The sequence below is a fragment of the Roseivirga sp. E12 genome (assembly GCF_017592825.1).
In the GTDB taxonomy this organism is placed as follows: Bacteria; Bacteroidota; Bacteroidia; order Cytophagales; family Cyclobacteriaceae; genus Roseivirga.
Genome location: NZ_JAGFMD010000003.1, coordinates 40,416 through 63,365, shown reverse-complemented (window position 1 = coordinate 63,365; position 22,950 = coordinate 40,416). Strand labels below are relative to the sequence as shown.

21 protein-coding genes are annotated in these 22,950 nt (G+C 41.5%); 12 read left to right on the top strand and 9 right to left on the bottom strand.

What is annotated here, in order from left to right:
• Position 1 precedes the first annotated feature (1 nt).
• Complete coding sequence (locus J4E76_RS09755) at positions 2-337, bottom strand: Rieske 2Fe-2S domain-containing protein (protein ID WP_208503616.1); 336 nt, start codon at positions 335-337, stop codon at positions 2-4.
• Positions 338-399: 62 nt separating this feature from the next.
• Between J4E76_RS09755 and J4E76_RS09750 the strand changes: the two genes are divergently transcribed.
• Together J4E76_RS09750 and J4E76_RS09745 are read left to right on the top strand one after the other, a co-directional pair.
• Entirely contained in the window at positions 400-2,667 is a 2,268-nt protein-coding gene (locus tag J4E76_RS09750) for a TonB-dependent receptor plug domain-containing protein (RefSeq protein ID WP_208503614.1), read from the top strand.
• 1 nt (position 2,668) lies between these two features.
• Entirely contained in the window at positions 2,669-3,262 is a 594-nt protein-coding gene (locus tag J4E76_RS09745) for a nitroreductase (RefSeq protein ID WP_208503612.1), read from the top strand.
• On the opposite strand, the gene J4E76_RS09740 is transcribed toward J4E76_RS09745, so the two are convergent.
• Positions 3,259-3,954: a methyltransferase domain-containing protein gene (locus tag J4E76_RS09740; RefSeq protein ID WP_208503610.1), complete on the bottom strand. Its 696-nt coding sequence runs from the start codon at positions 3,952-3,954 to the stop codon at positions 3,259-3,261. The genes J4E76_RS09745 and J4E76_RS09740 overlap by 4 nt on opposite strands.
• A 50-nt stretch (positions 3,955-4,004) precedes the next feature.
• On the opposite strand from J4E76_RS09740, the gene J4E76_RS09735 reads away from it, so the two are divergent.
• Positions 4,005-4,463, top strand: coding sequence for a hypothetical protein (locus J4E76_RS09735; protein WP_208503608.1), 459 nt, complete (start codon positions 4,005-4,007; stop codon positions 4,461-4,463).
• On the opposite strand, the gene J4E76_RS21175 is transcribed toward J4E76_RS09735, so the two are convergent.
• Positions 4,456-5,559 (bottom strand): type III polyketide synthase, encoded by a 1,104-nt coding sequence (locus J4E76_RS21175; RefSeq protein ID WP_208503606.1) that lies wholly within the window; start codon positions 5,557-5,559, stop codon positions 4,456-4,458. The two genes, J4E76_RS09735 and J4E76_RS21175, sit on opposite strands and share 8 nt — an antisense overlap.
• 50 nt (positions 5,560-5,609) lie before the next feature.
• Between J4E76_RS21175 and J4E76_RS09725 the strand changes: the two genes are divergently transcribed.
• On the top strand, positions 5,610-6,515 hold the full coding sequence (locus J4E76_RS09725; protein WP_208503604.1) for a UbiA family prenyltransferase: 906 nt from the start codon (positions 5,610-5,612) through the stop codon (positions 6,513-6,515).
• Here J4E76_RS09725 and J4E76_RS09720 read toward each other — a convergent pair.
• A complete protein-coding gene (locus J4E76_RS09720; protein ID WP_208503602.1) occupies positions 6,512-7,624 on the bottom strand; it encodes an NAD(P)/FAD-dependent oxidoreductase in 1,113 nt (370 codons plus the stop codon). The two genes, J4E76_RS09725 and J4E76_RS09720, sit on opposite strands and share 4 nt — an antisense overlap.
• A 111-nt stretch (positions 7,625-7,735) precedes the next feature.
• Here J4E76_RS09720 and J4E76_RS09715 point away from each other — a divergent pair, with 111 nt between their 5' ends.
• On the top strand, positions 7,736-10,255 hold the full coding sequence (locus J4E76_RS09715; protein WP_208503600.1) for a zinc-dependent metalloprotease: 2,520 nt from the start codon (positions 7,736-7,738) through the stop codon (positions 10,253-10,255).
• 78 nt (positions 10,256-10,333) lie between these two features.
• On the opposite strand, the gene J4E76_RS09710 is transcribed toward J4E76_RS09715, so the two are convergent.
• Positions 10,334-11,641, bottom strand: a complete 1,308-nt coding sequence (locus J4E76_RS09710; RefSeq protein WP_208503598.1) for an aspartyl protease family protein — start codon at positions 11,639-11,641, stop codon at positions 10,334-10,336.
• Between the two features lie 10 nt (positions 11,642-11,651).
• Positions 11,652-12,086 carry a hypothetical protein gene (locus tag J4E76_RS09705; protein ID WP_208503596.1) on the bottom strand — a complete coding sequence of 145 codons (435 nt, stop codon included), beginning with the start codon at positions 12,084-12,086 and terminating at the stop codon, positions 11,652-11,654.
• 144 nt (positions 12,087-12,230) lie between these two features.
• Between J4E76_RS09705 and J4E76_RS09700 the strand changes: the two genes are divergently transcribed.
• Positions 12,231-15,236: a CHAT domain-containing protein gene (locus J4E76_RS09700; RefSeq protein WP_208503594.1), complete on the top strand. Its 3,006-nt coding sequence runs from the start codon at positions 12,231-12,233 to the stop codon at positions 15,234-15,236.
• 40 nt (positions 15,237-15,276) lie between these two features.
• Here J4E76_RS09700 and J4E76_RS09695 read toward each other — a convergent pair whose 3' ends face one another.
• A complete protein-coding gene (locus J4E76_RS09695) occupies positions 15,277-16,296 on the bottom strand; it encodes a hypothetical protein (RefSeq protein ID WP_208503593.1) in 1,020 nt (339 codons plus the stop codon).
• A gap of 13 nt (positions 16,297-16,309) precedes the next feature.
• On the bottom strand, positions 16,310-16,846 hold the full coding sequence (locus J4E76_RS09690) for an RNA polymerase sigma factor (RefSeq protein ID WP_208503591.1): 537 nt from the start codon (positions 16,844-16,846) through the stop codon (positions 16,310-16,312).
• A 229-nt stretch (positions 16,847-17,075) separates the two neighbouring features.
• Between J4E76_RS09690 and J4E76_RS09685 the strand changes: the two genes are divergently transcribed.
• From J4E76_RS09685 to rpiB, 4 genes are all read left to right on the top strand, one after another.
• Positions 17,076-17,576 carry a response regulator gene (locus tag J4E76_RS09685; protein ID WP_208503589.1) on the top strand — a complete coding sequence of 167 codons (501 nt, stop codon included), beginning with the start codon at positions 17,076-17,078 and terminating at the stop codon, positions 17,574-17,576.
• Positions 17,577-17,665: 89 nt separating this feature from the next.
• A complete protein-coding gene (gene glyA, locus J4E76_RS09680) occupies positions 17,666-18,940 on the top strand; it encodes a serine hydroxymethyltransferase (RefSeq protein WP_208503587.1) in 1,275 nt (424 codons plus the stop codon).
• Entirely contained in the window at positions 18,941-19,768 is an 828-nt protein-coding gene (tatC, locus tag J4E76_RS09675) for a twin-arginine translocase subunit TatC (RefSeq protein WP_208503584.1), read from the top strand.
• Positions 19,762-20,199 carry a ribose 5-phosphate isomerase B gene (gene rpiB, locus J4E76_RS09670; protein ID WP_208504090.1) on the top strand — a complete coding sequence of 146 codons (438 nt, stop codon included), beginning with the start codon at positions 19,762-19,764 and terminating at the stop codon, positions 20,197-20,199. Before tatC ends, rpiB begins: the two co-directional genes overlap by 7 nt.
• On the opposite strand, the gene J4E76_RS09665 is transcribed toward rpiB, so the two are convergent.
• Complete coding sequence (locus tag J4E76_RS09665) at positions 20,193-21,212, bottom strand: DUF6427 family protein (RefSeq protein WP_208503582.1); 1,020 nt, start codon at positions 21,210-21,212, stop codon at positions 20,193-20,195. The two genes, rpiB and J4E76_RS09665, sit on opposite strands and share 7 nt — an antisense overlap.
• Before the next feature lie 81 nt (positions 21,213-21,293).
• Between J4E76_RS09665 and rbfA the strand changes: the two genes are divergently transcribed.
• Together rbfA and J4E76_RS09655 are read left to right on the top strand one after the other, a co-directional pair.
• On the top strand, positions 21,294-21,677 hold the full coding sequence (gene rbfA / locus J4E76_RS09660; protein ID WP_208503581.1) for a 30S ribosome-binding factor RbfA: 384 nt from the start codon (positions 21,294-21,296) through the stop codon (positions 21,675-21,677).
• On the top strand, positions 21,674-22,900 hold the full coding sequence (locus J4E76_RS09655) for an FtsX-like permease family protein (protein ID WP_208503579.1): 1,227 nt from the start codon (positions 21,674-21,676) through the stop codon (positions 22,898-22,900). Before rbfA ends, J4E76_RS09655 begins: the two co-directional genes overlap by 4 nt.
• Positions 22,901-22,950: the final 50 nt, after the last annotated feature.

Sequence of the window (22,950 nt, the reverse complement as noted above, 5' to 3'; positions counted from 1 at the left end):
CCTAATAGACCTTGATGAAGATACCCTCATCATTTATCTCAAGAGGAAATGTCTTGAGAGCTTGACATAGCCTGTTGGCTTCTTCACCTGTTTTTAGGTTGAATCGATAGAAGTGTAATGGACAAATAACTTCACTGAAGGCGTTCAAACTACCTTCTGATAAGGGTTGTTTTTGATGAGGGCATAAAGCCTCAAAGGCGAAATACCCCTTTTTCGTTTTTGCCAGACAGAGCTTTTGCTCACCAATTCTAAGTACCCTAATGTCTTTTTCCACGAACACTTTGTCCATGGCTGTTTGGTTTTCGAAAACTTTGACTCTCCTATACGTTGAATCCATTGCCATTAATATAAACAAGAACTTTGTTTCGCGATCGAATCTCCGATATTAGTGCGAATTTTATGTCGAAAACAACCCTTATACTCAGGTCTGCCTCAGTAGCCATCATGCTTTGGCTCTGTTCATCACTTTCTGCGCAGGAGGTGATTATCAAAAACGAGTCCTTTGAGCCCTTGCCAGGAGCCACCCTGGTTATGCTACCCGATTCGGTAGTCTATGTTGCAGACCCCGAGGGAAGGATCACACTTAACATTCAGGAACCTAGGTCAGCCACTATTTCATATGTCGGCTATACCACTCAAAACCTTTTGATACGTCAGGGAGACAATCGAGTCATCATACTTAACCGATCTAACAAGGTGCTGAGTGAACTTGTAGTAGAAGGGTTTTCGGGCAAACAACCCTTGAATCGACAATCGGGTGGTTTGGCTTACATAACTCCCGGCACTTTCAATCGATTCGATGAATCAAGTCTTGTAAATGCTGTGAACACCGTGCCCGGTGTCAGATTTGAGCAAAGGGCTGGAGGAAGCTATCGGGTTTCTATCCGAGGCAGTTCTATTCGTTCGCCCTTTGGTGTTAGAAACGTGAAGGTCTATTGGAATGGAATACCCTTTACCGAACCCGGAGGCAATACCTTCTTGAATCTTCTGGACCTGAACAATACCGCCAAGCTCGAGATAATGAAAGGCCCATCAGCAAGTGCCTTTGGGGCCGGAAATGGTGGTGTTATGAAAATTCAAAGCACGGATTTGTCCATGTTGTCTAATGCCTCCCTATTGAGCACATCGTTCGGATCTTTTGGAGCACAGAAATTTAGTGGGGTGCATAATGTACTCAATGAAAACAGTAGTCTGACTTTAAAGTGGTCGAGCCAAACATCAGATGGATATAGAGAGCACAACCGATTGGATAGACAGACCATCGAGCTCGATGGTCTCTTCTTTCCAAGTGATAAAAGGACTATTTCGGCTTCCATACTTTACTCAGACTTGTTTTATCAAATCCCAGGAGGCCTAAACCCAGACCAACGTGCGGCAAACCCTCGCCAATCAAGGCCAAACAGTATCGAAAGAAACTCGTCAGTGGGCAATGAATACTTTTTGTTTACCGTGGGTCAAGAGTACCAAATCAGTGACTCTTGGTCTAATAAAACCAATGTAGGTCTAAGCACGAGTAAATTCGAGAACCCATTTATTCTCGATTATAAAAGAGACAACCAGCAGATATTCAGTTTGCGTTCGGAATTTACCAATGAACTAAGCCTAGGTGGTAAGGATTTGAACATGACCTATGGCATAGAGTATCAAAAATCCTTTTTCGATGGTAAGAACTTTGGGAATGTGGACGGCCAGGCAGACACGATCCGCTTTGCGGATGAAGTAGATATTGATCAACAGCTGTTGTTTGCCAACTTTGACTATCAGCTGAGCGAAAGCCTAGGACTAACCTTCGGCATTAGCCTCAACAGCCTGTCTTACCGTATAGACCGTACAATCGACAAGATCAATGACAATCCTCAAGCTTTTAGAAAAGAGTTCAATGAGGTTTGGTCTCCAAGACTGGCACTGTCACAAACGATTAATGATAATTACTCCGTTCATTTTAGTGTAATGAGCGGGTTCTCTCCACCCACCACCACAGAGGTAAGAACGAATGAAGGAAGTATTAACCTAGGACTTCAGGCCGAGAAAGGCACGAACTATGAAGTCAATTTTCGGGGAGCTGCAGCCGATAAGAAACTATCTTTTGACCTGGCTCTTTTCTACTTTCAGTTGAGTGATGCCATCACCACGTTCGCGGATGGGCAAGGGGTAGTATTGTTTAGAAATGCCGGAGAGACCAGCCAAAAAGGCCTAGAACTCTCGACAAGAATGGACTGGTTGACTGATGCAAGCGGCCTAGTTAGAAGCCTGAGTACATCCCTTGCCTATACCTATCACGACTTTCAATTCGAGAACTACATTGACGATGGTGACGATTTTTCAGGCATGGCCTTACCAGGAACCTCACCGCATGTAGTCAATATTCAAACGGATCTGGTTTTCCGCAATGGAATCTATATGAACCTTACCTATCACTACTCAGACCCAATTCCATTGAACGATGCAAATACCTTTTTCTCCCGAGCCTATAACCTTGTGAACCTAAGGGCTGGCTATCATGGAAGACTATTCAATCAGGATATCGAACTCTATGGAGGTGTGGATAACCTTTTTGATGTTTCCTACAGTTTGGGGAATGACCTGAATGCATTTGGAAGAAGATATTTTCAGCCTGCGGCAACAATTAACTACTACTTCGGATTAAAAGTAAAACTGAATCATTGATATGCCTGATTTTAACTCAGAGTTGGTTAACCAATTGCTTAAAGAAAGACGATCGATATACCCAGCCCAATATACCGGAGAACCTGTTGATGAGAAAGTCATCAAAGACATGATCGAGAACGCCAATTGGGCGCCTACCCATCGTTATACAGAGCCTTGGCGCTTTATGGTATTCAGTGGTGATGGACTAAAAAAGCTAGCAGATTTTCAGTCTAACCTTTACAAGGAGGCGAGCACCAGGGCGGGTAACTTTGATGAAAGCAAGTTTCAAAAGCTGGCCACAAAACCACTTCTCTCTTCACATATTATCGCCATTGGTATGGTAAGGGACCCCAAAGAGTCTGTTCCTGAAGTGGAGGAGGTATCTTCAGTAGCTATGGCCGTTCAGAACATGTATTTGACAGCAACGGGACATGGGGTCGGTTGTTATTGGGGAACTGGAGGGGTCACTTTTTATGAAGAAGCAAAGCCCTTTTTTAAGCTTGGGGCGAAGGACCGGCTTTTGGGCTTCCTATATGTAGGGAGTATCAATAAGGAGAAATGGCCCAAGGGTAAGAGAAGGCCTATTGACGACAAAGTAGAATGGGTGTATTAAAAGATTAACTGCCAGCGAAAAGCCCACATCCACCTGAGAGAAAAAGCCTTGATTTCGGCCGACTTCATAATTTTTAGTAGTTCATCTCTGCGAAAAGCTCGCCTTACTGAAAGCGGAGCATCGTATTTAACCATTGGTGATTTCGAAAATAGTTGTGTAAGCAACTTAATGGAATGATAGGCAAACCAATGTCTGTGTAAATCATTAATGACCACCCCAATTTTGGCTTGTGTCTTGAACTGGTGAAAGATTGAGATCAGTTGGTCATCTTTGAAATGATGGGTAAACAGGGTACAGATTACAATGTCGAATCGATTCTTCTTAAAATCTTCGGAAAAGATGTCCTCAGTGTAAAATGATGTTTCTGGATATTCGGCACAGTTCTTTTGAGCATAGGCCACAATGTTTGGGTTAGCATCATAACCCTTTAGTTCAACCTTGTAGCCTTTTCTCCTTGCCCATTTGGCCACGAGAATCATAATATCTCCACCCCCACATCCCAGGTCTGCGATCACGATCGGCTCACTGCCGGAATGCTTTCGAAGAAGTTGCTGAAGACCCTTGATGGTTACCTGATTGCCCCCGAGTAAGCGATTGATGGTTTCCAACTCTCGCAGGGTTTGGTCAATGATCTCCCCTCCAGAGTCTAAGTCATCCATTAACTCTTCTTCATAAGCTCTTTTCTCAAACATGCCTTAGACCAAACTGTTAATATTAAACTTAATGATTAAATTAAAGGATAATGAGCGTTACGAGGCTATTCTTTTCACTCTTAATATCCAGTACTTTGGTAAGCGCTGTTTGTGCTCAAGAGGAGTCCCAAAACCAAAAGGCTGAGTCTCACATCTTGAAGGTGATGAGTGAATACAAGAATCCATGGGCTTACTATCCATTAAGGAGAGATATATTTCTGCCTTCTGAAGAGGAGGTAATGAAAACGGAGTTGAAGAACAGTTACCCCGATAACTCTTTTGTTGTAGGACCATTCATTTTTATGAAACCCGGTGCTGAAGTTGACCGAGAGCCTTTTGTTGATGCTTCGGGCAGGCCTATGTTTCAAAACTTTTTTAGGGCGAAGAAACCAGCATCACTGAGCAGTAGTTCATCTTTCTTTTTAAGCAAACAGAAAAGATTATTGAGTGCGCACCCCACTCTCGGTAAATTCCTCCTTTATAACGAGGGCTTTCTTAAGCTTAAGTAACTTCTAGGATCATAGACTCTACGGTAAGGCCCGGGCCAAAGGCCAGAGAAAGAATTTTGTCTCCTTTGTTACTGCCGTTGAGTGAATCAAAGAGCTTCTTTAGCACAAACACCACTGTGGGTGAAGACATATTGCCATAGCTTCGCAACACCTCTCTGCCAGCCCAATCCTGATCTTTTTCGAGTTTCAACTCTTGTTCTATGACTTCTAATATCCGTTTTCCCCCAGGGTGTAGGGCGTAGTGATGGATTTCTTCTATGGATAATTTGTCTTTAAGCTGTTGCACTAGGTTCTTAATGCCTTTCTCTATCAGCACAGGAACGTAAGCACTCAGTTTCATTTCAAAGCCGAAATCACCAATATTCCAAGCCATCTCCTGCTCACCACCGGAGAAAATTTCATTGTGAAAAGCGACTGGCTTCAACTGAATTTCTGAGCTCACCGAAGTATCTGCTGAGATGAGGAGTGCTGCTGAACCATCACCAAAAATCGCGTTCGAAATGAGGTTGTCGTCATCGGTCTTATTCTGGAAATGCAAAGTGCATAGCTCGGTGGCGACCACAAGAACTTTGGCCTTTGGGTTGGTGGCACAAAATGCATTGGCGGCCTTAATACCAACAAATGCCGCATAACAACCCATAAAATTGATACAAGTACGTTCGACACTCTTACTCAAGCCTAGGCGATTGACAAGGTCAATATCCAAGCCCGGGGCATACATACCAGTACAGCTTATTGTAATTAAGTGTGTGATCTCTTTTACATCAACAGCCGTTTGGACTAAACAATTATTCACACTCTTAATGGACAACTCAATGGCTTCCTTTCGATAGTAATCAGACCGGAACTTTGTAGTTGGAAATGGATCGAGACCCTCACTTGGCGGATAAAAAGCCCGACCTTCCAATTGATCAGAAGCATAATCTGGAATGGTAGAGTAGCGGTTCTCAATACCCGAAGCTCTATAAAGTGCTCTAAGACGACCCTGTTCGGCACCTTTCATACCATGCGCCTTGGCCATGAACTCCACTACCTGAGTTTGAGGGATTTTGTGTTTTGGTACGGCAATGCCAATTGAAAGAATGGAACTAGTCACATCCTATATTAGTGGTTTTTAACCTAAATTGTTTGTCGAAAGATCGGATTATGTTCAAAAGGTCAAACTGGCTCCATTTACGCATTCATTTCTCATATTTTTTACTCCCTATTTACCTTTTTTCGCTATCGATCAGTCCGAACTTAAGTGAAGCGGGCCTATTGGGCCTCTTTGTAGTTTTTCACTTGTTTATATATCCTGCCAGTAATGCTTATAACAGCTTTTATGACAAGGATGAAAAGAGCATCGGTGGTCTAAAGAACCCACCACCGGTTGACAAAGGGTTGTATTGGCTAGCGCAACTGTTTGACCTTATAGGCTTGTTGGTTGCCTTCATCTATTTTCCAGGAAACTATACGCTGATGGCCATGCTGCTGGCCTACGTCATCGCTTCCAGAGCTTATAGTAACCCAAGAATTCGACTTAAAAAGTACCCTTTTACGAGTTGGCTGATCGCTGGCTTCTTTCAAGGAGCATGGGTGGTTTGGCTGGTCTACATTGGGCTCAATGACTTTCCTTTTGCCAATGTTTTTAGGCCACATGTTTTAATTCCAGGGCTGCTGGCCTCGGCTATTTTATGGGGTTCTTATCCCATGACGCAGATTTATCAGCACGAGGAAGATGCCAAAAGAGGAGACATAACTTTATCAATTAAACTAGGCGTTAAGGGTACGTTTCTGTTTACAGGCGTGTTTTTTGGCCTTGCCAGCTTGGGTTATGTATTGTATTTCAATGAATTCTTTAGTCTGAACTATGGGCTGATCTTCTTGGTGGCCATGTCACCCGTGATCATTTTCTTTACCCAATGGTTTTTTAAGGCATTAAAAGATGAATCTAAGGCTGACTATTCAAATACTATGCGACTGAACTGGATTTCGGCTACCTGCCTAGGAGGCTTTTTTCTGTACCTCTTTTTGCATTCAACCAATATTCTATCCGTAGTGGGTGTCTATTAAAAGGGTTGTCCGTGGGTATTCTTCATGATTTGGTAGGCGAGAAACGAAGAATTTTTCATTAAGCTCACGGCTATTTCAGAGGTAATTGAAGACCCAAAAAGGGCTTGAGTCCTTCTTCCAACGCGAAGTCTCTTTTTAAAAGTGTCATTCCAGGTTTTGGTATACTCTTTTTCCAGCGCTTCTCTATTGAGCTTATCCTTTGTATAGTGTCTTTCAATACAGTCGGCCACAATTTTTGCAGAATGAATTGCCATGGCCATGCCATTGCCGCAAAGAGGGGTGATTAAGCCCGCAGAGTCCCCTGTCATCAGTACATGTTCCTCAACTGCGGATTTTGGGGCAAATGAGAACTCATTGATTACTTCTGGCTTGTCGAAAAGGAAGTCTGCATTTTCGAATATTCCTTTCAAGTATGGGTTGCGCTTTACTTCGGCTTCTTCCATCGCTGTAATGGACCCGTATTTTCGTAACCTATCCCTACTTCCTAGGTAACATAGGTTGTACTTGTCATCTTCTATGGCGCTTATACCACAGTAGCCATTCGGAAAATTGTGTAGCGCTATTTTATCCTTCGGAAAGTCCGTTTTGATATGATACTTCACTCCAATAAAGGGTGCTCTTTTTCGAGTAAAGCCTCTTTGCAGCTTATTGTCTAACACACTCTTTTTGCCATAGGCAGCAATGGCTACTTTGGTTTCGAACTGTTCGGTAGCTGTGCTAAGAACGAAGCGATCGGCTTCGAAGCTTGTATCGATTATTGTGGCTTTGGTAACCACATTGATGCCTTCTTTAAGAGCGGTTTGATATAGAAAATCATCGAGCACATATCGACTGATACCAAAGCCCCCTAAGTCCAAAGGCAGTTCAAAGCTTCTTCCTTTAATAGAAGTAAACTCAAAACGCTTTATTTCTGATGGTTCGGAAGTGTCAGGAAAGAGACCGTTTCGTTTGAGAAAAGGCTTTACTTCGTCAGAAATATACTCACCACAGACCCTATGGAAGGGATATTCCTTTTTCTCGTACAGACTGACATCATAGCCTTTGCGCTGCAAAAGAATGCTGCTGACAAGACCAGCTAAACCACCACCAATGATTGTTATTTCCTTCAAGATATCCCTTAAGACAGGTCTATAACCACTCAAATAAAACGGAACAGACACATTATAATTTGAATTAAGTTTATATTTCGATAAGAACCAGAATTTCTAAAATACAATCCAATGAAAATACTAAATCTAAGACCAGCAACACTCGTTGCTTGCGCGCTTGCGGCATTTATGCTGATAGCCGTAAATCCCGCTGAAGCTCAGCGGAAGAAAAAGAAAAAAGATGCGAAAAAAGAGCAAGAGGCACCTAAACCTGCTCCTAAAAAGCCAGCCCCTAAAAAAGGCGGTATTCAGCCTTTTGACAAAGTAATAACCAAAGATGCCAAGACGGATGAAGGCCTTTTCAATGTTCATAAACTGGACAAGAAGTACTTCTTCGAGATTCCTAATGACCTATTAGGTAGAGACATGCTAATGGTAACGCGTATTGCCAAGACAGCATCAGGTATAGGCTTTGGTGGTGGAAAAACCAACACACAAATGCTTCGCTGGGAAAGAGTTGAAGACAAAATTCTTCTTAGAATTATTTCGACAACAATAACAGCTGCTGATTCACTACCAATTAGTGAGGCAGTCAATAACTCTAACCTAGAGCCAATTTTAGCTGCTTATGATATCAAGGCGCTGTCTAAGGACTCGTCAGGGGTAGTTGTTGATGTGACTGCTCTTCTCACAGGTGATGTTAAGCCTTTGGGTTTACCGCAGTTTAGAAGAACACAATACAGAGTAACAAGACTAGACAACGCAAGGTCTTATGTATCTCGTGTAAGCAGTTATCCTGAAAACATTGAGTTAAGACACGTGAAGACATATTTCGCGAGTAACTCTCCATCAAGCTCAGCAGATGGATCTATTTCTGTTGAAATGAGCAACTCAATGGTTCTTCTTCCTGAAGTGCCAATGCAAAGAAGACTTTTTGATGAAAGAGTAGGTTGGTTTGCTAGAGGAACTACAGATTACGGTCTTGAGGCTCAACAATCAAAGACGGTCAGATATTTAGATCGTTGGAGACTAGAAGTAAGAGATGAAGACGTGGCTAAATTCCGTAGAGGAGAGTTAGTTGTCCCTAAGAAACAAATCGTTTACTATGTAGACAGAGCAACACCAAAGCAGTGGGTACAAGCAATCAAAGATGGTATTGAAGATTGGCAAGTTGCTTTTGAGGCAGCTGGTTTCAAAGACGCGATCATTGCTGCAGATCCTCCAAGCAAGGAAGAAGATCCAGATTGGAGCCCTGAAGATGTACGTTACTCGGTAGTAAGGTACTTGGCTTCTCCGATTCCTAATGCTAATGGTCCTCACGTATCAGACCCACGTTCTGGAGAAATCTTAGAAAGTGATATCAACTGGTACCATAATGTAATGACACTACTTAGGCGTTGGTTCTTTGTACAGACTGCTGCGATCAACCCACAAGCACAAAGCTCTGAGTTCGATGATGAAGTAATGTCTCGTTTGATTCGCTTTGTATCTTCTCACGAAGTAGGACACACACTAGGTTTACCACACAACTTTGGTTCAAGTAATGCTTACCCTGTTGATTCACTAAGATCAGCTTCTTTTACTCAGCGAATGGGTACTGCGCCTTCCATCATGGATTATGCTCGTTTTAACTACATCGCTCAGCCAGAGGATGCAGGTGTTGCTTTAATGCCAGAAGTTGGTGCATATGATAAGTATGCTATCTCTTGGGGCTACAGACCAATTTTGGATGCTGACTCACCAGAGGCAGAAGTACCTACTTTGAGAAGATGGATCGAAGAGAAAAACGGAGACCCACTTTATAGGTATGGTCGTCAAGGAAATGCAAATGACTATACTGCTCAGAGCGAAGACTTAGGTGATGACGCAATGAAAGCCAGTGATTATGGTATTGCTAACCTTAAGAGAATCATGACAAACCTTAGAGATTGGACCTACGTTCCTGGCTCGGATTATACCGAACTGCAGGAGATGTACGGTGAAGTAAGATCTCAGTTTAACAGATATATGGGTCATGTTGGTCGCTATGTAGGTGGCGTAAAAGAGAACTACAAAACTGCCGATCAGGATGGTTTAGTATATACTCATGCTCCAAAAGCGAAACAGAAAGAAGCGGTTAAGTTCATCACTGATAACCTATTCAATACGCCAAAATGGATGTTGGATCAAGAGATCATCGGTAGACTTCAGGATTATGGCGCTGTTGAAAGCATGCGTTCACTTCAGGTAAATGCTATGAACTCACTTCTTGAGTGGAGAAAACTTGGAAGAGTTATAGAAAATGATGCTATGAACGGTTCTGATGCCTACAGCATCACTGAGCTTTTCTCCGATGTGAGAAACGGTATCTGGTCTGAGCTTTCTAGAGGAAGAACAATCGATACTTATAGAAGGAATCTTCAGAGAGCTCATATCGAGCGTTTGGAATTGTTGATGACAGGTGAAATGCCTTCAGTACCAGCACAGTTCAGAAGGTTCTTTGGACCGGGTATCGATGCCAGTCAGTCTGACATCAGACCAGTTGTGAGAGCAGAGCTGAAAACACTTCAGTCTAGAGTAAGAGCTGCTATTCCAAGAACCGCGGACAGAATGTCTAAGATTCACTTAGAAGATGCTCTTGAGAGAATCAAGAATATCCTTGATCCTAAGTAAGACAAACAGTATTGCATAAAAAAAGCCCCGACCCCCGAAGTTTCGGGGCGGGGCTTTTTTTATGGCTTGAAATTAGGATCAAATCAGATCCTTTAATTCTATTGTTTTCTCTATTAGCTGGCCGTCTCTTTTGACTACAATTTTCAATACAGTCCCGGAAGGCTGTCTTAAAAGGCTGTTCATACTGGCAAAAGAATAGAAGAAAACAGGCTTATCACCTATTGAAATTATCTCATCGCCAGGTTTCAAACCCTTTATCATGGCTGGAGAATCTGGAATAATGTCAGCTACAAAGTATCTATTCAACTCTTCTCCTGATGCGCTAAAAGTGAAACCAGCAGTATTGAACTTGAAGGTGTTTTTATAATCATCGTTTCTCTTCAAGTAAATGGCCTCATTGAGGTAGTCAAAAATGACATTGAAGCGAGATAAGACATCAGAACCAATAGTGCCGTAACGTTTGATTTGTTTGGCATTTCCTTCGATTCCGTCTACCACTCTCTTCACCTGCCAGTTTTCAGGAAATGAAGTCACAACCTTAGTAAACCTGAATCGCCTTCCAAAACGAAGTCCTTGTACTCTCCCCACTTTGCCTTGTAGTTCGCCAATGAGGCTACTTCCCAAAGAATGATCAATGGTGTGCTTTGGTAGCACAATCTCTTCATGACGCTCCTGATCTAAAAATAGGGCACTACTCGCACCAGTATCGATCAATAGGTTAACGTTCTGTTTTTTCTGACCCTTCTGCTTGATTTGAGCCTCGATGTATGGGCGAAAATCACGGATCTCAACATCCACTTTACGGAATCCTTTTGGTGCCTTGAATTTGTCAGGCTCGTAAAGGCGAAGCTTTTCATTTGCGTAATCCACTTCCACCACAAAGCGATTGAATAGCTCAGAACCTAGAATTCCATGTGCCTCAACACCTAATACGTTACGGATATCTTTTCCAGATTCTTCTAGCAAAAGCATGGATTGATCTTTTCCGCTAACACCATTTAATTTTATACTGAGGTTACTAGCGACAATTAAATCAGTGATTTTGTCACCATTTCCGGCATAAATAGGAATCGTTCTGGCGTTAGCCAGATTATTATCCGCAATCACAAAACGATCGAAGATCATGCCTGACTCAGAGCCAGTATCTAGAATAAAATTGAAAGGGCCCTCCCCGTTCACGAGAATTGGGACAACAATGAGGTTACTTTCATCTTTGAAGCTCAATTCAACATACTGCTTGCCATCATCGAAAGAGAATCCGAGAGAGTTTTGGGCAAAGCTATTAATTGAAAATAAAAGCGCGAGTGTCAGTATTGTATATCGCATGGTAATGATTTTGGTTGTATGGCGCCAAGGCCAACTAATTAACACTAACGGAGTATTCATACCCTTAGTTTTATTTGAAGACTCGTCTATATACTGGTTTTCGATAAACGAATTGCAATAATAATAAAGGATAAAGAAGAATGGTGATTAATTTGTTTTTTGCTTTATACTCTATGCTATCAACTATTTCGCACCCTTCAGCATTGCCAATTAGTATATGATGGTGCTTCCAATAACTAAAGGGAAAAGGCAAGACGATACCCTCATCGATAAACTCGAATCGCTCAGGTGTCTCATTATCATAGGTGATTTCACTGACCCATTTCTGCTTTGCTAGTTTAAAGTCAAGCAATAGCTCTACAATATCGCCAGAACCGCAACCATCGAATCTCAATAATGATACGGAGGGAAATGGAGGGTTTAACTTCAAAAATAGCTCCTCATTAAAACCAGCTTTAACCAATGGTAAAGCCTGATTGACTTTTGTGGTCACCTTGACATTCATAAGAGGATAACATCAAATACAGCTAAATGTTAGTGCCTAACACTTGTTTGTATGTTGCATGAATGTTCGTATCTTCAATTAGATTCACCTCGACTAGTTAAAGTGTACAGAATATACCACCAGGCCACTATATTTTTGGCCTCGATGCTCTTATTGATTGCTACCCAAAGCCTATCGCTAGCACAAGAGCTTGCGCTAAAGTCGAAGTACTCCTATTCCACCCCTGATTTAGAAGCCGCCCAACAACTTTATAGTCAAAGAAAATACCCAGAAGCCTTAGCTGCTTTTGAAGCCATCATTACTCAGGCAGAAGCACAGCAAAACTATGAGGAGATCGTCTATGCTATGGAAAAAAAGGCTTTGGCTTTGAGGAGGTTAAATAAGTATGATCAGGCTATTGACACAATTGAAGAGGCTATTAGGTTAGCGCAACTTGAGTTACCAAAAGAGCATATACTAATTTCGAGGACATACTACACAAGAGGGGTATTGGACCATAGGCTGGGGAACTTTTATCAAGCACGATCATATTTTGATACTGCCCTAGTGTATTATGACAATGCTGTTCAATATGACTCAGCGGGGTACAATAGACTAATACAGTACAAGTACTATGCCTATCAGTATTCTGAAGGAAGTCAAGATACTCTTTTGAAGTATTTGGATAAGCTTGTGGAACTAGAAGAATTGAAACCAACACCTAGCAGAGATGAAATCTTAATTCTGCTTCAGAGCTATCCTACAATTTATACCCAAAAAGGAGACTTTGAGCAAGCTCTGTCTTATGCGATTCAAGGATATAAATATGCTAAAGATCATCGTGAAGAAGTTTCTGATAGGTATTTTGCCGAATCTCAGTATTACTTGGCACGAGTTCTCTATAACAAGAAGGATCATCGAAGAGCAATTGATATAGGGGAAGAAGCAATGCCTCTGGTGGAGAAAATTCCAAGGAATCAAATGCCAGAATACTATTCCTTCAACAATCTGATGGGCATCGCTTATATGGCCGTTGGTAAACCACAAAAGGCACTACCTTTTCTGACTAAAGCGATTGAATTACCCATTGAGGATAGTAGGGGAAACACTATTAGAAATAGTCTCAGGTTCAGGGCCCAAGTAAAAATTAACCTTGGCCTTTGCTATTTAAATTTAGGAGCCGATGAGAAAGGAAAAAGATTCTTGGACGAGTCATTGGCAGAAATGAAGAATCTAGTGACGAGCCCAAATTCTAACTTAAGAGTTAACTACAAACACCTTGGGGATTATTATTTCAATAAGAGAGACTGGAAAGAATCTTTGATAATGTATGATTCAGCCCTAAGAAATAGTATCCCGTCATATACATCTGAACTTCACGGGTTTCCCCCAACGGAAAACGTTGACTTCTCTTACGAAGACCTAAGGATACTACAGAAAAAGGCATCGAGTATGAAGAATGCTGCCTTTAATGATTATTCCACGGAGGAAGCTCTTCTATCTTCTAGAAAATATATTCTTGAGACTCACAAACTACTTTTAAGTAGGAGAAAAGAACTTCTTGCAACCCAAGGCAAGCTTTTTTTGAGCGAGAACTTCAAGAGGCTTTATGAGAATGGGCTGGATATTTCTTTCAAATTATATAAGTCCACGGGAAATAAAGAATACTTCAATGATGCAATGGGCTTTGCAAGCAACAGTAAGGCTATATTATTTCTGGAACAGTCAAATGAATTTGACCTAGTGAATAATGATCAATTGAATATTGATATCAAAGAACTGTTTTTTAAAGCCAAAAACAATGTTGAAAGACTTCAAAAAATCTTTGACGGCCTTATCGACAAGTCTGTTACAAGTGATTCGGTCATTACGATAAACGACCAGTTATTGCTGGCAAGGAATGATGTTCAAGAGGTAAGGGATACTGTTGAATTTTTACTTACTCAATTTGACAGCAAAAACTCATTTGTAGAACTCCTGAACAACAGTAAAACTCCGAACCTTAAAAAAAGTCAGGCGCTAGTTGAGTTCTTTTACGGTGAGGAAGACATATATATTCTGGCCAAAATTGATGATCGACAATCTTTTAATCGGGTTAAACTTGATGAACAACTTCTGGCATCAATAGAGCAGGTAATTGCGTTGGTTTCAAAAGCGCCAAAAGCGGAAGAGATTAGGGGTCAAGCAACAGTATTTCACAACGAATCAGCTAGTGTTTTTGATAAACTATTGCGTCCTACCTTTGATGAACTGGACATTGAGTCTGGACACTTGATTATTGTTCCAGACGAGATACTGTCAAGGCTCCCTTTTGAAACGTTGGTTATGGAAGGGGGTCCTTCAAGCTTTGACGAGCTGAGTTACCTAGTCAAACAATTCAGCGTTCAATATCAACTGTCAACACAATTGTTGTCGAATTCTTGGGATAAGGATAAAGCTGGAAAAGGGCTATTGGGTATTGGGTTTAAACAAGAAGGAGAAACTTCATACGACCGAGGCTCATATGAATCTCTTCCTGGTACTGAAAAAGAGATACGATTTTTGGAGGCATCAGTGCCAGGGACATACCTCATCGGTGCAAATGGCACAAAGACAGAATTTTTAGATAAAGCAAAGGATTATGATATTTTGCATCTTGCTATTCATGGGCAAGCAGACACTGTAAGTAGGTACGAATCAAGTCTGATCTTTAATGGCCAAGAAGATAATATCCTTAACACAGATGATCTCTATAGAGCTGATTTAAGAGCTAGGCTTGCCGTGCTAAGTGCCTGTGAAAGTGGTATAGGAGTTTTGAATAAAGGAGAAGGAACCTTCAGTATTGCGAGGGGCTTTGCTTTGGTAGGAGTCCCGTCTGTCGTAATGAGTCTTTGGAAAGTGAATGATCAAATTACATCTGAAATAATGGTTGACATGTACGAATCGTTTAGGGAGAGTCACACGATTAATGAGTCATTGCGCCAGGCTAAGCTCAATTACTTGGAAAGAAGTGACGAGTATTCAGCTCATCCATATTATTGGGCGGCATTTCTTCAACTTGGTGAGAATGTTAGAAAAGATCAGAGAAAGAGCGGTTGGACTTTAGGTCAAGTAACTCTTTTATCGATAGCTGCCCTATCCTTGTTAACCATTATTGCCCTACTCTTAATAAAAAGAAAAAGGGCTATATAGCCCTTCTTCTCGCGTGTATATGTGTGTGAAATAAAGATTCTTAATAAACACTATCTAATATAAAGGCCCAGCCTTTGGATTTCCTACCACTACCTTTTTTCAAGATAATAAACTCAACATAGTCTCCTTCCTCAAGAGATTTGATTGGTGTTTCATTGTGAAATCTATAAAAATCTCCGGTTAAAAGGCTTTTGACTTCACCAAACTGGATTTGGCGTTTGCCCATAGACCCGTCAGGACTATCTCCACCTTCCGAATCATCAGGCCTCACAATAACTTCTACAGCAGGGCCACCATCAGGTTCATTGTCTAGACCGTCAAACCCAAGGCTAGTTAAGGCCTCTTTGCTTCTCTTTGAATATGAATTCTTTTTCATAGACAAGGAAATTAGTGAAGACAAAGCTTCTTCCTCCTTCTTATCAGCTAAAAGGGCCATACTCAAGTACCACTTAGATTGGTCTTTGAAAGTGGAGAAGTTGTTAAGCGTAGTATTTAAACTCTTAACGGCAGTTTCATAATTACCGATTTCGATATTGGCAATACCCATATAGAAATAGTTTTCGGCTGTCTTCTCAACTTCTACTAATACTTCGAAGTTTTCAACAGCAAGAGCGTAGTTACCGGCATCATAAGCACTGTACGCAGCAGCACTCATTGATTCAGTATTTATTGATTCGCCCCTGACTTGTCCGTTCAGGTTATTATAGGGTTTGTAATATTCAGTAAATACGTCCTTCGGTGACGGTTGCCCGCTCCCGTTTAGGACAAAGTAGCTGACCGATACCATAAGTATCAAGCTGGCAGCCACGGTTAACATTCTTTTCATAGCAGTCTGATTGTTGGTAGTCAATTCTTCTTGGTTGAGGGAGTCCTCGATGTCAGTAAATAAGGACTTAATATTCTTGCGCGCTTCTAGCTTAACGGCAAGTTTAATTTCTTTGATCTCCTGGAATTCCTGATTGAATTGGGGGTCAGTTTTTAGCCTTTCATTGAAAGCCTTGAGTTCGCTTTTGTCAAGCTCATTGGAAAAATACCTGTCTAGCAGATCAAAATTGCTCATCATAAGGGTTTACCTATAGTTGATTCTTTATTCTTTGGATACACTTGTATTTTAAGTTTTTCACAGTGTTTCCATTTTTATATCTCATCACCTCAGCAATTTCATCGTTGCTAAGGTTGCTGAAATAGAAAAGTCTTAATATTTCACTACAGGGTTCTCCCAGCTCGGAAACGAGCTTCTTGATTTTGTTAAGTCTGACCTCTTTCTCCGAATCATCTTCTTCTAGGACTTCGAAGAGTTCATCTTCGTCAATTTCTTCTTGATAAGAAATCTTAGAATTCTTTCGCGAATCCGCGAGTAGTTTATTCTTGCCTATAGAGTAGAGATAAGTCTTAATCCCTGCTTCGTTCATTTCTTCAAACGACTCTTCTAGAACGTTTTCGTAGAAGGAGAGTATGGAGTATTGAAAAATATCAACAGCCTCGTCATCGGTGCACTTGTGGGTATAGGTAATCCACTTTAAAAAGCTGGCTCTATACTTTTTGTAAATGTCCTCAAGTGCAGTACGATCACCGTTCCGCAATCGTAAGATCAACGAGTTTACACTCATGCTCTACTTCTTTAGTGATTAGGCAATTAAAAGGTCACCCAAAAGAGAGGGTTTTTTTTAAAAAAAATTCATGTCCGGGAGCAATTCTCATTATCAAAAAGGTAAAAGACAATATATACTAAAAAAAGGCACATTTAGAGAGGTTTTTTGGCCTCGGTAAAAAAAATGTCCACTAAAAGGGTGACATTTGCAATCCCCTAATCATTAATAACATACAAGCAACTTATTTATGGGTGCCAAGTCGTATTTTTTGATTGACAACAAAATCCAACCAATGGACGATGAGTTCGTGGAGGGTGTTGAGAAAAAAGAAACGACTTCAAGCAAGGTTTTATCAGACATAACTGTCCTTGTAATTGATGATAACCCAATAAATCTAATTGTTGCAGAAAAGACACTCAGCAAGTTTGGAGCGAATTCTATCAAAGCGCTTTCTGCCAAAGAAGGAATTCAAAAATTTTCTACGGGTTCGATTAATCTCGTTCTAATGGATTTGCACATGCCCGGCATCGATGGCTACAAGGCTACCAAGCTTTTGCATGAGACTGAGCAATTCAAAAACAGCCCTGTTCCTGTTTTAGCCTACACCACTTTTGCCTATGATGAGGTAAAAGAGAAAGTCGAAGCACACAAGCTGGATGGTTATATCGGAAAACCATTCACCCAAGGTCAGGTTTTTGAAACTATTATGTCTGTTTTGAGCATCAAACCTGATACAAAACAGGCTTAAATAGACTTCCTTAATTTCCCTGAAATCTTCGCAGCAAATGCCATTGGTAATTACTGAACCAAAGCGTATTTTTGACAAAACATTATTGAATGCAGCAAGACCAAATCGTCTTTGATCTGATATCAAAAGAAGAGAAAAGACAAACCGAAGGGCTCGAACTAATTGCCTCAGAAAACTACGCTTCACCTCAGGTCATTCAAGCCATGGGCTCGGTTTTGACCAACAAATACGCAGAGGGACTTCCTGGAAAAAGATATTACGGTGGATGTGAGGTAGTCGATGAAATCGAAAACCTAGCAATTGATCGTGCCAAAGAACTTTTTGGAGCGGTTTGGGCCAATGTTCAGCCACACTCAGGTGCACAGGCCAATGCTGCGGTCATGCTAGCCTGCTTAAATCCGGGCGACAAAATCTTGGGTTTTGATCTCTCACATGGTGGGCATTTGACACACGGATCTCCAGTTAATTTCTCGGGTAAGCTTTATCAACCCTTCTTTTATGGAGTAGAAAAAGAGACGGGCCTTATCGATTGGCATAAGGTGGTGGAGACTGCCAGGAAAGAGAAACCTCAAATGATTATATGTGGCGCTTCTGCCTACAGTAGAGAATGGGATTATGCCACTTTGAGAGAAGTTGCGGATGAGATTGGAGCCATACTATTGGCAGACATCTCGCACCCATCAGGCCTAATCGCAAGAGGTTTGCTCAGCGATCCATTGGAGCACTGCCATATTGTGACCACAACAACCCATAAAACACTTAGGGGACCTAGGGGTGGTTTGATTATGATGGGCGAAGACTTTGAAAACCCATGGGGTCATAAAACCATGAAGGGCGATGTCAAGATGATGTCTCAGCTCTTAGATGGTGGTGTTTTTCCGGGAACTCAAGGAGGTCCATTAGAGCATGTAATTGCCGCTAAAGCTGTCGCTTTTGGTGAAGCGCTCAGCGATGAATACATGGAGTATGTGCTTCAAGTAAAGAAAAACGCGAGTGTTATGGCGCAGGCATTTGTGAACAAGGGTTACGATCTGATTTCTGGCGGAACAGATAACCACTTGATGCTAATAGATCTGCGGTCGAAAGGACTTACAGGTAAACTCGCAGAGAAAGCACTAGGCTTGGCAGATATTACGATTAACAAAAACATGGTACCTTTTGATGATAGGTCGCCATTCGTTACTTCAGGAATGAGGGTTGGTACCGCTGCAGTTACTACACGTGGTTTGGTGGAGGCAGATATGGAAAGAATCGTTGAGTATATCGACAGAGTGCTGTTGGACCCGGAAAACGAGGCTAACCTTCAAAGTGTAAAGGCAGAAGTGAATGCCTGGATGAATCAATACCCATTATTTAAAGCATAATTGGCACTAGACCAACTACAAGACGATCAGCAAGAAAAGGAAATGGGGTTCCTTGACCACCTAGAAGAACTTAGGTGGCATTTAGTTCGTGCTGCAGCCTCAGTATTTATTTTTTCCATAGCTGCCTTCTTGTTCAAGGATATTATTTTCGAGACCATTCTTGGCCCAACTCAGTCAAATTTCTGGACATACCAACAGTTATGCCGATTGGCCGAACTGATCAATACCCCAGCGCTCTGTTTAGGAGATATGGATATGGTAATCCAGAACAGAACCGTTACAGGACAGTTTGTATGGCATATTAAGTCCTCACTGGTGGTTGGCTTGATCCTTGGGTTTCCATATACCTTCTGGGAGGTATGGAGATTCGTTAAACCAGGTCTTCGTAACACTGAAAAGAAGGCATCTCGTGGAGTTGTGGTGGTGGTAACATTCTTGTTTTTACTGGGGGTACTTTTCGGGTACTTTATAGTGACTCCGCTTAGTTTCAACTTTCTCTACAACTACGAGCTGAGCATCAAAATTGACAATATCTTTGATTTATCGTCAATTATTGGGATGGTAGCCACATTGACATTGGCTTGTGGCCTGATGTTTCAGTTACCCGTGGTCACCTACATTTTGTCAAAGGCTGAAATTATCACGCCTAAATTGATGAAGCGATACAGAAGGCATTCTATTGTGGTTATATTGATCATATCGGCCATTATTACGCCTCCCGATGTCATTAGCCAAGTATTGATTGCGATGCCACTGACCTTCCTTTACGAGATCAGTATTATCATATCTAGAAGAGTCCAAAAGAGAATAGAAAAAAGACGATTATGAAAAAAGTAGGAATTGGTGGCGATCATGCTGGGGTTGAGTACAAGGATAAAGTAGTATCCTTCTTGAAAGACAATGGATATGAGGTGAAGGACTTCGGACCAAATTCTACGGATTCTGTTGACTACCCCGATTATATCCACCCGATGGCCACTGCGATCGAAAATGGTGAATTGGACTGCGGTATTGCAATTTGTGGAAGCGGTAATGGTGTGTGTATGACTGCCAATAAACACCAAGGGATCAGGGCAGCCTTAGTTTGGCAAAATGACTTAGCAGCACTTTCCAGACAGCATAACAATGCAAATGTGGTTTGTATTCCAGCCAGGTTTGTTGACTATGATTTAGCGCAAGAAATGGTTTCTACCTTTTTGACTACAGACTTCGAAGGAGGCAGACACGAAAGAAGGGTAGACAAAATTAGTTGTCAGTAGCCGAGTACTATAGTTGCGATGGCTACGGCCACGATACCCAAAAAGAGTAACTCTCCCACATATTTCTTAGATAGGTCGGCAAACAATTTGGTGCAGAAATAAGCCATGGCCGGTATTACCAAGACCAAAGCAGCTAAGTTATTGAATCCGAAAATGGCAAAAGCTAGTATTCCGAAGAAGCCAACCCAGCTCATAGCTTTCTGAACTAGTATTTGATGATTGGTCATCCCCTGACCTGCAAAATTTTGAATGGCGGCTACCAAACTCAAGGCCAGAGCAAAGCCATAAACAATCAGAGACTGCTCTAACAATTCACCCAAGATTTGATGGTCTACACTTCCAGAAAACAGCGTGTTAAGGAATTGATCACCCTTGTCTAATACAAAGAAGATAAGCCATGTGATCAGTAGGGGTAAGACAAATCCCCAGGTCAATAGAAAATACCTGCGTGTTATAGTACCAGAGTAGAGCAGATAAATAATTAACACCATGATGTATATCCACATAAACGGATAGTAACAGAGTGCAGCAAGACCTATGGTGAAGCCAGTACTGATTATATTTTCTTCGGTACCTCTATACTTAATATGGTAGAACAAGAAGTTGAGCGAGATTAGAAGAAAGCTACTCCCCACCAACGCTGGACTCAAGTGGTAAAAGTCCTTTGAGGCACTCATAAGAATTATGTACATCGAAGCAGGCACATAGGAGCTTTCCTGAAAGGATGCGTTTCTGATAAATATTGAGTTCAGCAGAATGCCATTGAGTAGAATAAGCGTTCCTGCCAAAAGAGTGTCCAGCACCTCGGTGTTAAAGAAAGAAACAACCATAAAGAGCAGGTTCGTTATAGGTCCAGAGTGAATGGTTTCGTTCGACAAGGGACCTTCAGAATCAATGGTTAGTACCCAATCTTCCGTTTTGAAGAAGAAGAAAAACGTTATCCTTGTGACTATTAGTATCATTAACAGTCCAACAATTCGGTAGGGGTCGTTTTTCTTAAAGTAGCTGAGCAATATCTGGGTTTAAAAGACTGTGCAAATAAGCTAAAAATTAGGCTGGAAGGAAAATCAATAATTATATCAGATATTTGCAAAATGGCAGGAAGCAAAAGGCAGCAGAAATTTTCTAAGCTTATTCAGAAAGAGGTGAGTCAGATTCTTCAACAGGACTACTCTGCAAATTTTTTGGGAAAGCTAGTTACCGTCACAGACGTGGAGATGAGCCCTGACTTGGGTTTAGCACGACTGTACATCAGCATCTTTCCTGTAAGCGCGACTAACGAGTCATTGGAGTTTTTAAATAGCGTAAAATCCCGAATTAGAGGATCACTAGGAAGGGCTATCGGCAAGGATGTGCGGGTTATTCCTGAACTGGCTTTCTTTAACGACAGCACAGCGGAAACTGCTTCAAGAATGGATGAGATTCTCGGCTCTTTGGAAATTCCTAAGGACGAATCATCAGAACCAGAAGAAGATTGAATGTCTCCAGCTTCATAGCAAGGCGTTACTTTACCTCTAAAAAGACCAAAAACTTTATTCAGGTGCTCTCTTGGGTATCTATGATTGGCGTGGCGATCGGTACCATGGCACTCATTGTGGTCCTTTCCGTTTTTAATGGGTTAGAAGATGTATTAAGATCTGTGTATCAGACATTCGACCCAGACCTGAAGATTGAATCAGTTAAGGGAAAGTCTTTCGAGGTATCTGAAGACTTCATCGAAGAGATCACGCAGATTTCAGGAGTTACCAATACAGCACAGGTCATTGAAGATAACGCGCTGGTGTCATATCGCGATCAGCAAGTGGTGGTGAGGATTAAGGGCATTGAAGAGAGTTACTTGCAGGCCAATAAGCTGGATACCTTTCTGCTGCAAGGTGAACTGAAATTGAGAGAAAATGACGTGAATTTTGCAATTCTAGGGGCAGGTGTTGCCTATGAATTGGGCATTTTGTTGGATAATGATCTGTTTGAGATTGAAATTGTCTATCCGCGAAACCTCAGGCCTGAAGCAAGTTTTACAACCAATTCTGTGAGAAGAACCAAAGTAAAGCCCTCGGCAGTCTTCAGTGTAGAACAGGCTTATGACGAGTCATTGGTAATGACATCCATTGAAGCAGCCAAAAGAGTTTTAGGCTATAAAGATGAGCGAACATCTGTTGAGGTTTACATTGGAGATGGTGAAAACCTGGGTCGCATTAAGAAAGAACTAAAGGCGCTTCTAGGGGAAGACTATCGCGTGCTGGATAGCGATGAACAACATTCTGAGCTTTTGAAGGCCGTAAAAATTGAGAAGCTGTTTGTATACATCGCCCTTACATTTATTACACTGATTGCCTCCTTCAACATCTTCTTCTCTTTGTCTATGTTAGCAATTGAGAAGCGCAGAGATATGTCGGTACTCTTTGCCTTTGGTGCTACCAAAAACCTTGTCAAAGGCATCTTTATAAAACAAGGGATCATCATTGCCATTCTGGGTAGCGTGGTGGGCTTACTATTGGGCCTATTCCTTTGTTGGTTACAGCAAACCTATGAGTTAATTGGGCTGGGTATGTCTAACGCAGTCAATCAAGCCTACCCGGTAAAGATCATCTGGACAGATTTTATAATGGTAGGCTTGAGCATAACGATCATCACTATTTTGACCGCTTATCGACCAGCAGTTCTGGCTTCAAAAGTAAACCCAATCGCTTACTTAGATTAAATTAATCTTACTTTACACGAGACAGTTTTTCCCTTTGAGAGAAATCTTTA

What these genes read in the sequence shown, in the direction of transcription:
- J4E76_RS09695 (WP_208503593.1), bottom strand. Translation starts at nt 16,296, where the DNA reads ATGAGCAATTTTGATCTGCTAGACAGGTATTTTTCCAATGAGCTTGAC.
- glyA (WP_208503587.1), top strand. Translation starts at nt 17,666, where the DNA reads ATGCAGCAAGACCAAATCGTCTTTGATCTGATATCAAAAGAAGAGAAA.
- J4E76_RS09705 (WP_208503596.1), bottom strand. Translation starts at nt 12,086, where the DNA reads ATGAATGTCAAGGTGACCACAAAAGTCAATCAGGCTTTACCATTGGTT.
- J4E76_RS09740 (WP_208503610.1), bottom strand. Translation starts at nt 3,954, where the DNA reads ATGTTTGAGAAAAGAGCTTATGAAGAAGAGTTAATGGATGACTTAGAC.
- J4E76_RS09690 (WP_208503591.1), bottom strand. Translation starts at nt 16,846, where the DNA reads ATGAGTGTAAACTCGTTGATCTTACGATTGCGGAACGGTGATCGTACT.
- J4E76_RS09735 (WP_208503608.1), top strand. Translation starts at nt 4,005, where the DNA reads ATGAGCGTTACGAGGCTATTCTTTTCACTCTTAATATCCAGTACTTTG.
- J4E76_RS09750 (WP_208503614.1), top strand. Translation starts at nt 400, where the DNA reads ATGTCGAAAACAACCCTTATACTCAGGTCTGCCTCAGTAGCCATCATG.
- J4E76_RS09710 (WP_208503598.1), bottom strand. Translation starts at nt 11,641, where the DNA reads ATGAATACTCCGTTAGTGTTAATTAGTTGGCCTTGGCGCCATACAACC.
- J4E76_RS09700 (WP_208503594.1), top strand. Translation starts at nt 12,231, where the DNA reads ATGCTCTTATTGATTGCTACCCAAAGCCTATCGCTAGCACAAGAGCTT.
- J4E76_RS09725 (WP_208503604.1), top strand. Translation starts at nt 5,610, where the DNA reads ATGTTCAAAAGGTCAAACTGGCTCCATTTACGCATTCATTTCTCATAT.
- J4E76_RS09755 (WP_208503616.1), bottom strand. Translation starts at nt 337, where the DNA reads ATGGATTCAACGTATAGGAGAGTCAAAGTTTTCGAAAACCAAACAGCC.
- J4E76_RS09745 (WP_208503612.1), top strand. Translation starts at nt 2,669, where the DNA reads ATGCCTGATTTTAACTCAGAGTTGGTTAACCAATTGCTTAAAGAAAGA.
- J4E76_RS09715 (WP_208503600.1), top strand. Translation starts at nt 7,736, where the DNA reads ATGAAAATACTAAATCTAAGACCAGCAACACTCGTTGCTTGCGCGCTT.
- rbfA (WP_208503581.1), top strand. Translation starts at nt 21,294, where the DNA reads ATGGCAGGAAGCAAAAGGCAGCAGAAATTTTCTAAGCTTATTCAGAAA.
- J4E76_RS09685 (WP_208503589.1), top strand. Translation starts at nt 17,076, where the DNA reads ATGGGTGCCAAGTCGTATTTTTTGATTGACAACAAAATCCAACCAATG.